Below are 17,213 nucleotides of genomic sequence, written 5' to 3'. Positions count from 1 at the left end.
ATAATAAATGAGGCTGAGACATGTATTTATGTCCCAGCCTCTATGATATATCAAATAAAGCGATATATTTATGATTTTTCTTCAGACAGTTTATTATTAGCTCGTCTTTGCAATAGTACACCTAATAAACCAATGATAATTACTAATGCAATAACGCCAGCAATGCCTAAGAACTTAGTAATATATCCGACTACAATTCCTACTGCTAAGAAATCAGTATCTGAGAATGTTGTGGAAGCTGCTCCTAGATCTCCCATAAATGGTATGAATAGCAATGGTAAAAATGTAATTAAAATACCATTCAATGCTGACCCTGCAACTGCTCCTTTTATACCTCCTCTTGCGTTACCAAATACACCTGCTGTAGCTCCTAAGAAGAAATGTGGTACAACTCCTGGCAGTATAACTACTCCACCGATTAAGAACATAATAAGCATTCCGATTACACCAGTTATAAAACTAACGAAAAATCCTATCAACACAGCGTTTTGAGCATATGGAAATACGATAGGACAATCTAATGCTGGTTTAGTATTTGGCACTAATTTCTCTGATATACCTTTGAAAGCAGGTACAATTTCAGCCAAAATCAAACGTACACCTGTTAAGATAATAAATACACCTGCAGCAAAAGTTACACCTTGAATAACCGAGAACACAATAAAGTTTTGACCGTCACTTAGTTCAGCGTGTACATATTGTGGACCTGCAAATAGCGCTGCAATAATATATAAGACAATCATCGTTAATGAAATACTAATTGTACTTTCTCTAAGAAAACTTAAACCTTTTGGAAATTTAATATCTTCAGTTGATTTAGATTTCCCAGAAAATAATTTACCTATTTCTCCAGCTGCCCAGTAACTCACCGTTCCAAAGTGACCGATAGCGACTTGATCAGATTTAGTATTTTTTTTCATTGTAGATTGGCCAAGTGCTGGAAGTATTGCCATGATTAATCCTAATATAATAGAACCCATAACAACTGTTAAAGTACCTGTAATATTACCTACTGTTAATAATATTGCTAAAAATGCAGCCATATAAAATGTATGGTGACCTGTTAAGAAAATATATTTTAAGTTTGTGAACCTTGCTATAAGTATATTTACGACCATACCGAACATCATGATTAAAGCGGCTGTAGTCCCGTAATCTTTTAATGCTATAGATATAATCGCTTCATTATTTGGCACCACCCCTTGAACGCCAAATGCTTCTTGGAACATCTTACCGAATGGTTCTAATGATTGAGTTACAACGTCTGCCCCTGCACTTAATACTAAAAAGCCTAATATCGTTTTAATTGTTCCAGATGTAATATCTGCTCCTGATTTTTTCTGAACAATCAAACCTATGAACGCTATAAGCGCTACTAGAATAGCGGGCTGACTCAAAACATCTACAATAAATCCTAATATTGAATTCATAATGCCCTCACCCCTTTATAGTTAAATAATATTCATTTCAGTTAATTTTTCGCTTAATTTATTTTGTAATTCTTCTTTATCTAATATGTTATCTAATACAACAACTTCACCTAATCTTTGCGCGTTTTCTTCTAAATCTCTTCCGCATATAAATAAATCTGCCATATCAGGACTAGCTGTCATAATATCGCTGTGCTCTACCTCTACATCTGATGGTGCTTGTAAATTTCTCAGAGCTTCTTGTGCATTCATTTCAACCATAAAACTACTTCCTAAACCGTGTCCACATACTACTAAAATTTTCATATTAATCATTCTCCTTAAATATATTTATTATTTCTTCAGAATTTTTTGCTTCTATTAATCTATTTATTCTTTTTTTATCACTTAGTTTAGTTGCTAATTGTCTTAAAATATCAAGATGGGCTTCATTATCAACAGCGCTCAAGACAAATATTAGTGATGCATAATGTCCATCTTCAGAAAAATTAATGTGTTCGTCTAATTTCAATAGACTTAGACCTACTTTTTCAACATTGTCGCCCGGTCTTGAGTGCGCAATAGCTACTTCAGGAGCTATAACAATATAAGGCCCCATTTCATGCACGCTATCTATCATAGACTCTACATATTTTTGAGTGAAATACCCTTCATCTAACAAAGGTTTAGAAGCTAGTTGTATACTTTCTTCCCAACTGTTAACCTTCTGTCTTAAAAGGATATGTTCTTCCTTAATAAAATCTGTCACGTTTATATTTCCTCCTTACTATGACTAACAGAATGAATGAGCTCTATAATTTTTTCTTTATTTCCATTTAGTAGTTCTTTTCTTTTTTCTTCATCCATTATTAAATGACTAAGTTGCCCTAATGCATTTAAATGTATTTGCGCTTGACTAGTTGCTAAAATAATAATAATTTTAACTGGATCATATCTATCGTGACCAAAAGTAACACCATTTTTAAAATGCATTATAGACATACTTACAGGGACATTTACATTTTCAAAGTTCGAATGTAGTAACGCAATATTAGGGCCAATGACCATGTAAGGACCAAATTTATCTAAATGCTTTATAATGTCACCTGCATAAGCTGCATTTACATGCCCTTCATCTATTAATACTTTTACACTCTCTTTTATAGCGTCATCTCTGCTTTTACCTATGACATTAGTTTGAATATGATTGAAAGGAAGTACATCTTCTAAAGTTGGACCTATAATTTTATAGCTTGAAACGTACCTTTCCCTAAAGTCATTAATCAGTTGATTTAATCGCTCTCTATCTTCTCTGTTAAGAAAAGGAGATACTTCTATCGTCGGAACAGAGAAATCTTCGACAGGTACAGTAGACAGAATATAATCCACACCACGGGACTGTAGAATTTTTTCAGTAATCTCATAGATAGAAAAAGCGTCTAAAATTTCAAATTCAGGATAAATATTTTTTATACGACTTTTTAATAATTGTGAAGTGCCAACACCTGAACCACATAATAATATGACCTTAATTTGTGTTGTTTGTTCACTAGATAACCGTTCAATAGAAGAAGCAAAATGTAATACAAGATAAGCTACTTCATCATCGCTAAATTCTATATGAAAAGGATTCTCTAATACGTATATTTGTTGTTTTACCGCGTGAAATAATTCTTGATATTCATCAATGATTTCCCCTTTTAAAGGATTAGAATGTGCCATGTTAAATGTCATTCTATGAATTGCGGGTTGTAAATGTGTGATTAAACCAGTCATTAGCTTATGATCATGAATTAGGGGTATACCTATTTGTGCACTTACTTTTTGGATGAATAATTTTGAGATTTGAGTTATATTTTTGTGTTCTTGATACTCATGGTAAGAAGTAACACGAGCGCCTAATAAATGTAATGTAATAAAAGCTGCTTCACTTTTAGGAAACTTAATTGGGAATATTTCTTCTAATTGCTGAGTAATTTTGATCGCAATTTCAAATACATCAGTTTGTCTCAAACGTTCGTATTCTTCATCTGGTATTTCAAACATATACTGTTCCTTAGCCCGATGAATAGCTATTATTATGTGATATATCAATCCATCGATTCCTACTTGTACAAGATGAAAATCTTCTTCATTTAAAATATTGATTACAGTCCGTCTTATTTTTTCTAAATCTTCTTTAGAAAAGTTTTTCATACCGATGTGAGGCGTAGCTTTTCTAAAATACTCGCTTACGATATTTGCGTATGCTTCTCTCAAGTTTTTTTCATTACCTTCGATTATAAAACCTTTATTTTTCTTATATTCTAGAAGTAATGAATATTTACCTAGCCATTCCTGTACAGATTTCAAATCTTCTACTACTGTTCTTCTAGATACGTTTAAAATATCCGCGAATGTTTGAGAATTAATAGGTTTAGAAGATTCAAACAACCTCAATATGATTTGTTCTTTTCGTTCAATTTTAGAAAAATGTACATCCATTTCTACGTTAGACTCAGATAAAAAACTAGTTTCGTCTTGAGATGTAATTTTTACACCTAAACTCTTACTGCGTTCGATTTTAATTTTTAATTGGTCTGCAAAAGATTCAATATATTCCAAATCATATTGAATTGTGCGTTCTGAAACTTGGAATAAAGATGCTAATTCAGTAATCGTTATAAAATCTTTAACGGGTGATAAATGAGATACGATATTTCTTTGACGTTCACTCAACAATCAAATGACCTCCCTAGTTATATTGTAAGCGTTTACCGATACTTTTAGATGTGTAAACTTCTTCGTTTAATAATCCGAAACATTTCACATCAAAGCAAGTAAAAATATTAAACGTAATTTAGATATTTGTAATAATTAAACAAAAAACCTGCCGACAAAGTTTATACTTTATCGACAGGCTGGAATATATTATTCGATTTCAATTATTATACATGTTTAGTTTTAAAACGACGTGTATACTCTCTAAATGTAATAAAACATTTATTTTTTTCGTCGTATAATTTATATTTCAAAGATTCTAGACTATCTTTAATCGTGATTGTCGTCGCGTGTTGTAATGGTGGTGTCTTCTCGTGTGCTTGTTCTAATTGATAGTTTGGTATTCTTGGGCTTAAATGATGGACATGATGGTAACCAATATTACCTGTCATCCATTGAAAGACTTTAGGTAATTTATAGAATGAACTACCTTCAATCGCTGCTTTAACATAATCCCATTCAGATGATTCTTCAAAATATGCATCTTCAAATGTATGTTGAATGTAAAATAACCAAATACCCATCATACCTGCAATAAATAACATTGGTAATAAAACGAGCATAAATGGAACTGCTCCAACTAAGAAGAACATTCCAACGTAGAATAAAAGCAATACAATATTATGCATCCAAGTATTGCGCTTTTCCTTAGGTTTAGCATCTTTAGCATTCATTCTATTTGAAATAAGCATCAAGAATATTGGTCCTAATATAAACATTACAAACGGATGTCTATACATACGATATTTAAATTGAGTAAATTTAGAAGCATCACGATATTCTTCAATTGTCATTACCCAAATATCACCAATACCACGTTTTTCTAAATTACCACTGCTTGTATGGTGAATGATATGTTCTCTACGCCATTTTTCATAAGGGAAAAATGTCATAAGACCAGTTATATTCCCTAATAAATCGTTGTTCTTTTTCTTACTTAAGAACGATCCATGACAGCAATCATGGAAAATTATAAATGTTCTAATTAAAAATCCTGAAGCTAACACACCACATAATATCGATAACGACCAATGTAATTGATAACTTAAAAATCCGCCAGTTACCAATAATACAAGTGGTATTATTGTATTTATAATTTGAATAGTACTTTTCTTTAGATTGTTGTTTTCAAACGGTTTGACCATTTTGCGAAGCAACTTCTTCTTTTCTTTTTCGATATTTTTCCACGTCCCTTTATTCAATAAATATAAGAATAGGAACTACTTTAAAGAGCTAAGCACTTCCATCTCTAGTTCTTATAATAAATCATAATATCAAGGTTTACAAACAATAGCCATTTAAAATTAAAAAAATATTAATACAAAAAATTGTTTTATTTTAATAATAATTTAGCACTTAGTCATAATAGTAGATGTAGAAGCTGTTGTTAAAGGATTTCGGTTATAAATAAAAAGGATTTCTCACTAGTTTTACTACTAATGATGAAATCCTTTTATGTTAAAAGTCATTATTTATTTTTTGTTCTGTTACCACATGATATCTTTTACAGTATCGTCATTTAATGCTTTAACAATTTCTGCAACAAGCTTCACAGCATTTAAGTAATCTTCTTTATGAAGTACAGAAACGTTAGAGTGCATATAACGTAATGGTACACCAATTGAGATAGTTGGTGTGCCTTCGTTTGCAACATGGATACTACCTGCGTCTGTTCCTCCGCCAGTAATGTTATCCCATTGTACGTCTATATTTTTCTCTTTAGCTACATTTTTAATGAATTTTCTAAAGCCAACATGACCGATATTTGAACCATCCATTAATAATACAAGTGGTCCATTACCTAACTTCGTATCATGATCTTGACCCTTCATTCCAGGTGTATCGTAAGCAATACCTACGTCTACTGCGATTGATAAGTCTGGTTTAATTTTGTTAGCTGCTACTTTTGCTCCACGTAAACCTACTTCTTCTTGTACAGTTGCACCTGAAACAAGGTTAATACCTAATTCATCATTTTTTAGTTCATTTAATACATCAACACTTAAAGCACATCCAAAACGGTTATCAAATGCTTTTGCTGTTAAATAGTTTCCATCACCTAGCTCTTCAAATTCTGAATAAGGCGTTACCATATTACCTATTTCAACGCCTAATTTTTCAACCGCTTCTTTATCACCTACGCCTAAGTCGATGAACATATCTTTAATTTCTACTGGCTTTTTGCGTTCTTCGGGACTTAATACGTGAGGTGGTTTAGATCCAATAATACCTCTTAATTCTTTACCATCATCTGTAGTGACAGTCACTTTTTGAGATAACATAACTTGGTTCCACCAACCACCGATTGGTGTAAACTTAATATAACCATCGTCATCGATACGTGTTACCATAAATCCAATTTCGTCTAAATGACCTGCGATTAAAATTGTTTTAGATCCATCTTTAGCTTTCTTCTTCCCGAAAATACCACCTAAATTATCTTCTACAATTTCATCACTAAGCGGTTCTAAATACTCGCGCATTTTAGATTTAACATTGTATTCATATCCAGAAATGCCATTAATGTCTGTTAATGTTTTTAATAATTTTACTGAATCAGCCATTTTACTTCCCCCTTAATATTTTTTCAACATTTCTATTTTATCATTCTCTTTAACAAAAGTGTTATGAGAAGGATTGATTTGATTGATTTTTCAGTTTTTTTAACAAATTATTTTCTGAATAATAAAATACACCCCAATGTTAAATTTCTCATCTAACTTTGAGGTGTATTAATCCATATAATTATTCTGTTTCAATAAATGTACTCTTATAAATTTCATTGTTCATTTCTTGCATTTTTCTTTCGACATTAGTAATTTCAGCTGAACATTCTTTTAGTTTGTCTTGGTATTGTTCTGTTGAAATATGTGTGTTTTTGTATCTAAGCTTATGTTCTAAACTTGCCCACATATCCATACCGATAGTTCTAATTTGAATTTCCACTGGCGTCACTTCTACCCTTTCAGCTAAAAATACTGGTATAGAAACTACTAAATGCAAACTTTTATAACCATTTGGCTTAGGATTATTAATGTAATCTTTTCTTTTTAATAATTTAATATCTTCTTGTCTTAGTAGCAACTGTTCAATCGTATAAACATCTTCTAAATAATTGCACACTACACGAATACCCGCTATATCTTGTAAATTATCGCGAGCTGACTTTGCGTTCAATGGAAAACCTTTTCTCTTTAACTTTTTGACTACACTTGGGAATTCTTTAACCCTTTTTTCCATATGATGGATAGGATTATGTTTGTAAGCTACCTGAAATTCATCATCTAAAATTTTGAGCTTTGTACCAATTTCTTCTAAAGCCGAAGCGTAAGTATGTTGCAATTCCACAAAATTAAATAACTCTTCCATCGCTTGTTCCGTCGTTTGAGGCCTCTCAATTTCATTCAAATGATTTGTGAACTCTTTTTTCAACTCAGTTAAATTAATTGATGGTTTTCTTTCTATATACATAGATATTCTCCTTATATTTTTAAATAAAAATATATTTTCTTACTATTAATTATATCATTTAAAAATTTTACATCAAAGAATGAGAGGCTGAGTTTAGGTAATAATGCGTAGGACAACAGCCAGACTAAGAAAGCCAAGATGGAAAATGACGAAGAAGGATTCTCTATGACTCTAACAGGCTAGATATTTTACTCTTGCACGTTACATTTTCTAACAGGCTTGTGAGTTTAAACAAGCACGTTAGCACGACATAATTCATGATTTCAATGTAATTTTATCCTAAACAAATATGAAAAAGTGCTCTAACGTGCAAGAAACTATAGACAAGCTCGTTAGCGCGATATAATTCATGATTTCAATGTAATTTTACCCTAAAACAAATATGAAAAAGTGCTCTAACGTGCAAGAAACTATAGACAAGCTCGTTACATTTTCTAACGGGTTTGTGAGTTTAAACAAGCTCGTTAGACCAGGATTCTTCTTGATTTGAAAGTTCTGACGCCCGGCGAATTGTATGTGTGAGAGACTACACTACAGGCTCGAGCCATACCCCAGGCAAGCATGCACTTTCAAAAGACACAGATATACTCACTCCTAAAACGATTGCTTTTTTAATCATTTCATACTTATTTTATAATTTTCGAAGTGATGTTTTTTTATCCTTAATCTAATTGCAAATGGGATTAAGTAATATTTGCTAGTATACATTTTCAAATCTCTTGATTCATCAAGGAATCAGTACTAAAAACTTTAGTTGGTCAGCTGCAACATATTATTTATTATATGAAAACAATATATTAGATAAAGATACAACTACTCATAATAGTCAGTAATAAATTTTAATTAACCAAAAACCCTCCAACCCACTTCTATTTCCAGCGGGTTGGAGGATTTATTTTAAATCAAATTTGTACCTACTCTATTCTATTTCAAATCTGGCCAATATCCTTTGTTTGCTTCTATTAGATCATCTAATATATCTTTAGCAACTTTAGCGCTTGGTATTGTTCGCGATAAAGTAAGTGCTTGCCATAATTTTTGATAAGATTGTTCTTCGTATGCTTCTACTGTAAGTTTTTCTACGCCTACTTGTTGTTCCATTAAACTTTTCTGGAATCTAGGAATCTCACCTACTGATAATGGTTCTGGTCCTTCGCTACCCACTAAACATGGTATTTCAACCATTGCTGTAGGTTCAAAGTTTGATATTGCGCCTTTATTCTCAACAATCATTAACATTCTTTCTTTCGTATTGAATGCGATTGCTCTAGCTAAATCAACGATGTAAGACGCATGTTCATCTATCGTTAATTCTGTTCCTTCTGCTGTACCTTTATTGATGATATTTTCACATTCTGTAAATACAAATTTTTCTCTTCCTGCCATCACTTCATTTGCTCTTGTATATTCTTTATTTGAATGTGCTACTTCGTAATCTGGGTATAAATAATATTTTAAGTAAGTATTTGGCAATGTATCTTTATCTATTGCTTGTACGTCTCGTGCTTTTTTAAATGTATCACTCCAACTTGCTTCTTTTTCCATATCGCTACCTGTATCAGTTGCATAACCGTGTTGTTCTACATGTTTAATAATTTTAGGCATCAAGTCTTTACCTGATGTATCTCTTATATCTGTCCACCAACCAAAATGATTTAAACCATAATATTTTACGACCATTTCTTTTCTTGAAGATAATCCTATATTACTAGCCATTAACTCTTCAATTCCGATAGGCATATCACATATATTTAATATTTTAGAGTTAGGTCGTAATTTACGTGTTGCTTCAGCAACAATTGCAGCGGGATTTGAATAGTTAAGCATCCATGCATCTGGTGAATATTTTTCCATATAGTCGATAATTTCTAAGACGCCTGTTATTGAGCGCATACCATAAGCTATTCCGCCCGGCCCACAAGTTTCTTGTCCTACTACGCCATGTCTTAATGGAATCTTTTCATCTTGCTCTCTCATCGCATACTTACCTACACGTATATGTGCCATTACAAAATCAACGTTCTCAAAAGCTACTTTTGGATCTGTGCTCGCTAATAATTTTACTTCTGCAGCGCGTTCTTTAAGTAGTATTTCACAGGCATCTGCTATCGTTTGTTGTCTTTCCCCATCATTATCATATAATTTGATTGTATCAATTGGAAAATCCTCTAAATGATCTAACAACATAAGTATGATTCCAGGCGTAAATGTACTACCGCCACCTGCTATTGATATATTAAACTTTTTCATCATAACAACCTCCATTTATTTTTATATCATTGTTTCAAATGAATCTCTGATTTGAGGAACGCTTAAACCGACAATTACTTGTACGTTAGTACCGCTCTTAGCTACGCCGTGAGCCATTTGGTTATGTGTGAAATAATCATTATCTTTCACAAGACTTGGATCATTAACAGTCACCCTTAACCTTGTGGCACAATTCGTAACATCTTTAATGTTATCTTTTCCACCTAAACCTTCTAAATAATAAATTGCTTTTGTATCATATTCTGATGCGTCACTAGGAACATTATCACCATTTCCTTGTTTCGCTTTATAATCTTCTTTCGTATATAATTTAGCATCTCCATCTTCCGGAACACGTCCAGGTAATGGTACGTTGAATTTTTCAATAATAAACTTAAATACGAAGAAGTAAATGACTACAAAAATAATACCAATTATAAATTGGGCAATATACGTATTGCCGTGACTTGAGAATAACGGTATCCAGTTTATGGCCGCGATTTCAATAGCACCTCCGCCTTGAATACCAACTACACCAAATAAATACATGATTGTTACCATTGTTGCACCTAACAATGCATGAATTAAGAATAAGTACGGTGCAATAAATAAGAATGTGAACTCTAGTGGTTCAGTTATACCTGCAAATACAGCTGTTAATCCTGCTGGTAATACTAATGCTAAAACTTTTTTCTTGTTTTCTTTTGGTGTCGAAGCATACATCGCTAATGCAATACCTAAACAACCGAACATTTTAATGTTTCCTTGTAATAAGAAGCCGTATGGATAAGCTTCTTTTAACGATTTTGCTGAGCTAGAGAAGTCAGATAAATGCTTTATCCAATAAGGTTTTAATCCCCCATCTACTACAGCTGGGCCGTATTCAAATGGTGTATAAATAAAATGATGTAGGCCTGTAGGTATTAAAATTCTTTCTAAGAAATGGAACAACCATACACCTACAAATCCTGATTTCACCATGACGCCTTGTAATGAAGCAATACCGTCTTGAACAGTTGGCCAAACAGTACAAACAATAAATGCTAGTGGAATCATAACGAAGAATCCTATCATTACAACAAAAGGTAACCCTTGGAATATACCGACCATTTCCGGTAATTTTTTATCGTAAAAACGGTTATGTATCCAAATAACAATTGCTGAAATAAAAATTGCTCCGATAATACTTGTATCTAAAGTTGGTATTCCAGCTATTTCTTTAACACCTGTTAAATTCTCAACGCCTTTAGATAAATCGACACCGAATGTCTTTGGCCATAACGTTAAAATCGCATTAATGTAATTATTGAATACTAAGTAAATCATTAAAGCTGCTAGCGTCGCTCTACCTTGCGCCTTTTTCGCTAGTGAAATCGGTAGCCCAATTACAAATGCAAGTTCCATATGATCAAATATAGTCCAACCGCCTGCTTCAATTAAACTCCATATTTTAAACCACATCGTACTTTCGTCTGCTATAGAGCCCATTATATCTGGATTTTTAAATAAAGTTGCTAACCCTACAACTATCCCGAAAAACGCAAATAGTAATACAGGTACTATCATCGCACTACCAAATCGTTTGATTGCGTTCATACCAACACCCCTTTTGTATCATTGATTACCTTTAGACTATAGGAAGCGCTTACAATTTCCAATAGGTTTGACGTAAATAGAAATCACATAGTAAACTTAGATTATATTTTCATGTATTGAAAATTTTTTCACACTAACTGGAGGTTGCATTATGATTTTGGATAAACTCGTCAATAAATACTATCAACAATTAAATGATAATGACATACACATCATACAAACGATGAATCAAAACATTAATCTTATACATCGTTTGAAAATCCAGGAATTAGCTGATATTTCACATACTTCTATTTCCTCTATTCATAGACTGTCACGTAAACTCGGTTTTGATGGTTACAGTGATTTCAAGGCATATATTAAACTGAACAGAGAATTCACAACAGTTTCAACTGATATAATAGATAGTTTAGAACAAGATTTACAACAAACATTTAAACACTTGAAGATGATTGATTATGATTTTATAAGTGAGCAAATTGATAAGGCGCCTTTCATCTATATATATGGTACTGGTATTGCACAATTAAATGCTGCAAGAGAAGCTCAACGTCATTTTCTATCTATTAATAAACGAGTAATGGTCATCAATGATGAAAATGAATTAAAAATAGCGATGGATCAAATGGATGAGAACGACCTACTGTTTATCATTTCTTTATCTGGTGATACAGCGCACCTTAAACAAAACATTGAGATTATGCATACACGAAACATACAGTATATTTCTATTACAACATTAAAAGATAACTTCTTAGCGCAAAATGCTAAATACAATATTTATGTTAATAGTTCTCCAATACAATTGTTTAACCAAATATCATATTCAAGCTTTCTTCCTTACCATATAGCTTTTGAAATAATTGTTCGAAAGTATAGTGAATGGAAACAGCTACATCAGGGTATAGACTAATATATGATATATTAGATATGGATAGATTTTTAGGAGGTAAAATATTATGGCAAAAGTTTTTATAACAGGGGAAATACCTACTGAAGGTTTAAATTTATTAAAAGAACATTTCGAAGTGTCTGTTTTCAAAGGTGAAAAATTAATTACTAAAGAAGAATTACTTGAAAATGTAAAAGATGCTGATGCAATTATCAGTCCACTTTCTACTAATATAGATAAAGAAGTAATTGATCAAGCTGAGAACTTAAAATTCATTGCTAATTACGGAGCTGGCTTTAACAATATCGATGTGAAATATGCAAGAGAAAAAGGTATTGATGTTACAAATACTCCAAAAGCTTCAACAAATGCAACTGCTGATTTAACGATTGGTATTTTACTTGCAGCTTCGAGAAGAATTGTAGAAGGAGATAAACTTTGTCGCACAACAGGCTTTAATGGTTGGGCGCCTTTATTCTTTAGAGGTCGAGAAGTCTCCGGTAAGACTATCGGTATAGTTGGCCTAGGAGAAATAGGTTCAGCTGTAGCTAGACGTGCCAAGGGATTTGACATGAACATTATATATACTGGACCAAACAGAAAACCAGAACAAGAGGAAGCTCTAGGGGCGTCTTATGTTAGTCTAGATGAACTATTAGAACAATCCGATTTCATCACATTGAACGCAGCATATTCTGATGATTTACATCATTTATTTAATAAAGAAACGTTCAAAAAAATGAAAGAAAAAGCGTATCTTATCAACGCATCACGTGGCCCAATAGTAGATGAAAAAGCTTTAGTAGATGCATTAAATAATAAAGAAATTGAAGGTGCTGCATTAGACGTATATGAATTCGAGCCTGAAATCACAGACGAACTTAAATCTATGGACAATGTTGTGTTAACACCACACATTGGTAACGCAACTTTCGAAGCCAGAGATATGATGGCAGAAATCGTCGCAAACAATACAATCAAAAAATTAAATGGCGAAGAGCCTGATTATATTGTGAACTAAAAACCAATAAAAAACAGCCATTCGTTGATTAAACGAATGGCTGTTTTTATATTTATCTATCCTCTTGTTCCATTTGCATCAGTTCATCTGCTGTAAATTGTACATCTGTACCTATAATGATTTGTATATTCTTATCACTGATTATTTTATTGCCTAATGCACCAGATTTTTTAATTTTTTCTTGATCTACGATTCCTGTATCATTTAACGTCAATCTTAATCTTGTTGCACAGTGGTCAATAGCTTCAATGTTATCTTTACCACCAATTGCTTCATAAATTAATTTTGTTTTATTAGATACATTCAAGTCGCCATCTTTGCCTAGTAAACCTTCCCCGTTTTCTGCTAAGCTTGGATCTTGTTTAACCGCTTCTTCCATCAGACCGTCTCTACCTGGCGTTTTTAAGTTGAATATTCTTATCGCAAAATCAAATACTAAGAAGTATATAACTCCCATAACAAGTCCTAATACTAACAACATGATTGGTTTATTTGCTATTGGAATACTTAAACTTAACAAGTAATCAATCAATCCTGCACTAAATGTAAATCCTGCTGTCCATTGGAATGTTGCTGCGATAAATAGTGAAATACCTGTTAGTACTGCATGAATACCGAATAATAACGGCGCTGCAACTAAGAATGAAAATTCAAGTGGTTCTGTAATACCCGTTATAAATGAAGCAAGCCCTGCTGCTAACATTAATGAACCTACTACTTTTTTATTTCTTTTTTCAGCATTTTTCCAAATTGCTAATGCTGCTGCCGGTAAACCGAACATCATAATTGGGAATAGGCCTGCTTGATAACGCCCAGTAATACCTTGTTCTCCATTACTTGACCAGAAGTTGGCAATATCATTAATACCTGCTATATCAAACCAGAACACTTGGTTTAAAGCATGGTGTAAACCAAACGGTAATAATAAGCGGTTAAAGAACCCATATAACCCTGCTCCTGTTGGTCCTAATTTAGAAATAAATTCACCGAACATAATAAGTGAATTATATACTGGTGGCCATATAAACATTAACGCTACTGAGATAACCAACATCGTTGCTGCAGATAAAATTGGTACTAAACGTTTACCACTAAAGAACGCGAATGCTGTTGGTAATTTAGTATCTTTAAATCTATTGTATATAGCTGCTGTAACTAAACCACAAATAATACCGACAAACACATTACTTATATCTCCGAAAGCTAAATCTACTTTTCCTTCGGCTATATGTAACGTCTTAGCCATCGATTCCGTACTTAAAACATTTGTCACGACTAAAAATGATACAAGCCCACTTAATGCAGCTGCCCCGTTTTTATCTTTTGACATCCCGAAAGCTAAACCGACTGCAAATAGAATCGGTAAACTATCAATAACTGCTAATCCTCCACTTGCTAAGAAGTTAGCAACGCTGTTTCCTTCCCCATTAATTGCACCAGAATCAATAAATGATGCTATACCTAGTAACAGACCTGCTACAGGTAATATTGAAATTGGTAACATGAGGGACTGTGCAAATTTTTGCATATAAGCCTTCATACTTTTCTCCCCTTAATAAAGCTATTTTTTTCTCGTACTACTATACCATATGTACCACAATTTTAATTATATGTACATAAAAAAATTGTTGTATAAATACTTTTAAAAAATAATTTTTTATTATTAATTCGAAACATTAAAGGTTATTATTATTTTAAATTTATAGTTCATTTGAATAATCTGTATTTAGCACATCTAACAATTTTATAAATAAAAAAACCAGTCTGGAACATATATAAATGTCCTCGGACTGGTTCTTCATATAGATAGTAGATTTTTAAATTTTAATTAGCTAACATTTACTTTTCATCTTTCAATTTGAGAGATAGTACAAATGCTAAGCCTGTAATAATAACAGCAACTACAAAGGATATATTAACGCCGTGTATCAACCCTGATATGCCTTCGCTAGGTATTGCAAATAATGTCATTATTGTTATAAATAAAGCCGTTCCTATTGAGCCTGCCATTTGTCTGAATGTATTGTTCATTGCAGTTCCATGAGGTATAAGGTGCTTAGGTAACTGGTTGATTGATAAAGTTGTCATAGGCATCATAACCATTGCGATTGTTAACATACGGAACATGTTAACAACTGACAAGAATGTAAAGCTAGTGTCTGAAGTTAATTGTGTAAATGGCAATGTCGTTAAAATTAATAAGAATAGTCCAATACGAGCAAGCCATTTCCCTCCAAACTTATCAAATAAATATCCAGTAACTGGGTTCATCGCCCCCATTAATATAGCGCCAGGTAATAAAACGAGTCCTGATTGTAACGCTGAAAAGTGCAACATATTCTGCATATATAACGGTAATATGATATTTGTAGCTATCATTGCCGCAAAAACAAACATACTTAAAACTGTTCCAAGTGTAAAAACAGGATAAGAAAAGACTCTAAATTCTAATAAAGGTCTTTCTAGTTTTAATTGTCTTCTTACAAAAATAAACATCGTTATTGCACTTAAGATAAGTATAATAATGAAAGTAGCGTTCGCCCATCCTATTTCACTTACAATACTAAACGCATATAATAAACCACCGAATCCTAAGTTAGATAAAATGACTGATAGTTTATCTAACTTAGGTTTAGTTAATTCGGTTACGTTAACTAATAAAAAGTAAGCAAAAATAATATTAAATACTGCGATTGGTAAGATTACATAAAACACGCTTCTCCAAGGGAAGTGTTCTATTAATACACCTGATAAAGTAGATCCTATAGCAGGTGCAAATGCAATTACTAAGCCAAATAGCCCCATTGCTGTACCTCTTTTTTCAGTAGGGAATAATAGGAATAAAATTGTCTGCATCAATGGCATCATAATCCCCGCACCAGATGCCTGTAATACACGCCCTATTAATAACACAGCAAAGTTAGGTCCTACCGCATATATAAGCGTCCCTAATGTGAACAAACTCATTGCTGTTAGAAATAGTTGTCTAGAAGTATAACGTTCAATTAAAAAAGCAGTGATAGGAATCATTATCCGTTAACTAACATAAAAATTGATTGCAACCACTGCACAGTACTTTCATTGATTTGTAAATCCTTCATAATGGAGGGCAACGCGGTTCCCAACAAAGTTTGATTTAAAATCGTAATAAAAGCTCCCGATAAAAGCACAATAAATAAAGGGAGATTCTTAATAAATATTGAATTTTCGCCTTTAGCCATATAATTTTCTCCTTCTTTTAAAATCATTTCTTTATTTCATCTAAAAGATTTTGATCGTATAAGTAACGATTTATCGAATAATATAATCTTAACATTTATAAGCAAATTTAATAAGACGGATGCCTATTATACTTTTCTATAAAAAATACTCCCTTTAAAGCTTTCACATTTTAGTGTCTGCTTTAAGGGAGTACATGTTTTATAATTTATTTATTATTTATTTATTATTTATTTACTTTTTTAACAACTGAAGACTTCAGTCCAATTTGGCCAAAGCCTGGTATTTTACAATCAATATCATGGCCATCTTCAGGTTCAACTAACTTAATACCTTTGACTTTTGTACCTTGTTTAATTGCAGTTGAAGAACCTTTGACTTTTAAATCTTTTACTACTGTAACAGTGTCTCCATCATTCAGTACAACACCATTAACATCTTTAATTACATTTTCTTCTTCATTTGTGTTCTCATCATTAGCTGTCCACTCAAAGTTACACATCGGGCAAATGTAAAGCCCTCTATCTTCATAAGTATATTCTGATTCACACTCAGGACAATTAGGTAAAATCGCTTCCATCTATAAACCTCCGAA

At 32.5% G+C, this 17,213-nt stretch carries 13 protein-coding genes and 1 pseudogene; 2 read left to right on the top strand and 12 right to left on the bottom strand.

Going from position 1 to position 17,213, the window contains the following annotated elements:
* Positions 1–68: 68 nt before the first annotated feature.
* The 9 genes from CD135_RS02255 to CD135_RS02215 form a co-directional block, all read right to left on the bottom strand.
* A complete protein-coding gene (locus CD135_RS02255) occupies positions 69–1,430 on the bottom strand; it encodes a PTS ascorbate transporter subunit IIC (protein WP_103268728.1) in 1,362 nt (453 codons plus the stop codon).
* A 21-nt stretch (positions 1,431–1,451) separates the two neighbouring features.
* A complete protein-coding gene (locus CD135_RS02250) occupies positions 1,452–1,736 on the bottom strand; it encodes a PTS sugar transporter subunit IIB (RefSeq protein WP_017001091.1) in 285 nt (94 codons plus the stop codon).
* Between the two features lies 1 nt (position 1,737).
* Positions 1,738–2,178, bottom strand: a complete 441-nt coding sequence (locus CD135_RS02245; protein WP_103268727.1) for a PTS sugar transporter subunit IIA — start codon at positions 2,176–2,178, stop codon at positions 1,738–1,740.
* A gap of 2 nt (positions 2,179–2,180) precedes the next feature.
* Positions 2,181–4,127 carry a BglG family transcription antiterminator gene (locus CD135_RS02240; RefSeq protein WP_338133589.1) on the bottom strand — a complete coding sequence of 649 codons (1,947 nt, stop codon included), beginning with the start codon at positions 4,125–4,127 and terminating at the stop codon, positions 2,181–2,183.
* A gap of 209 nt (positions 4,128–4,336) precedes the next feature.
* Complete coding sequence (desA, locus tag CD135_RS02235) at positions 4,337–5,347, bottom strand: Delta(5) desaturase DesA (protein ID WP_026023741.1); 1,011 nt, start codon at positions 5,345–5,347, stop codon at positions 4,337–4,339.
* A gap of 309 nt (positions 5,348–5,656) precedes the next feature.
* Positions 5,657–6,733, bottom strand: a complete 1,077-nt coding sequence (locus CD135_RS02230; protein ID WP_103268725.1) for a M42 family metallopeptidase — start codon at positions 6,731–6,733, stop codon at positions 5,657–5,659.
* Positions 6,734–6,914: 181 nt separating this feature from the next.
* Complete coding sequence (locus CD135_RS02225; protein WP_017001096.1) at positions 6,915–7,640, bottom strand: GTP pyrophosphokinase; 726 nt, start codon at positions 7,638–7,640, stop codon at positions 6,915–6,917.
* A gap of 924 nt (positions 7,641–8,564) precedes the next feature.
* Positions 8,565–9,890: a 6-phospho-alpha-glucosidase gene (locus CD135_RS02220; protein WP_103268724.1), complete on the bottom strand. Its 1,326-nt coding sequence runs from the start codon at positions 9,888–9,890 to the stop codon at positions 8,565–8,567.
* Positions 9,891–9,911: 21 nt separating this feature from the next.
* A complete protein-coding gene (locus CD135_RS02215) occupies positions 9,912–11,486 on the bottom strand; it encodes an alpha-glucoside-specific PTS transporter subunit IIBC (protein ID WP_016999356.1) in 1,575 nt (524 codons plus the stop codon).
* A 151-nt stretch (positions 11,487–11,637) separates the two neighbouring features.
* Here CD135_RS02215 and CD135_RS02210 point away from each other — a divergent pair, with 151 nt between their 5' ends.
* Together CD135_RS02210 and CD135_RS02205 are read left to right on the top strand one after the other, a co-directional pair.
* Positions 11,638–12,399, top strand: coding sequence for a MurR/RpiR family transcriptional regulator (locus CD135_RS02210; protein WP_016999355.1), 762 nt, complete (start codon positions 11,638–11,640; stop codon positions 12,397–12,399).
* Between the two features lie 46 nt (positions 12,400–12,445).
* Positions 12,446–13,399 (top strand): 2-hydroxyacid dehydrogenase family protein, encoded by a 954-nt coding sequence (locus CD135_RS02205; RefSeq protein ID WP_016999354.1) that lies wholly within the window; start codon positions 12,446–12,448, stop codon positions 13,397–13,399.
* 52 nt (positions 13,400–13,451) lie between these two features.
* Here CD135_RS02205 and nagE read toward each other — a convergent pair whose 3' ends face one another.
* The 3 genes and pseudogenes from nagE to CD135_RS02190 form a co-directional block, all read right to left on the bottom strand.
* Entirely contained in the window at positions 13,452–14,939 is a 1,488-nt protein-coding gene (nagE, locus tag CD135_RS02200) for an N-acetylglucosamine-specific PTS transporter subunit IIBC (RefSeq protein ID WP_103268723.1), read from the bottom strand.
* Between the two features lie 299 nt (positions 14,940–15,238).
* A pseudogene (locus CD135_RS02195) lies at positions 15,239–16,620 on the bottom strand (MDR family MFS transporter).
* 224 nt (positions 16,621–16,844) lie between these two features.
* Positions 16,845–17,198 carry a zinc ribbon domain-containing protein YjdM gene (locus tag CD135_RS02190; protein WP_103268722.1) on the bottom strand — a complete coding sequence of 118 codons (354 nt, stop codon included), beginning with the start codon at positions 17,196–17,198 and terminating at the stop codon, positions 16,845–16,847.
* Between the last annotated feature and the right edge of the window lie 15 nt (positions 17,199–17,213).

Source organism: Mammaliicoccus lentus, from assembly GCF_002902755.1.
Taxonomy (GTDB): Bacteria; Bacillota; Bacilli; order Staphylococcales; family Staphylococcaceae; genus Mammaliicoccus; species Mammaliicoccus lentus.
This window is presented reverse-complemented; position numbering and strand designations above follow the sequence as displayed.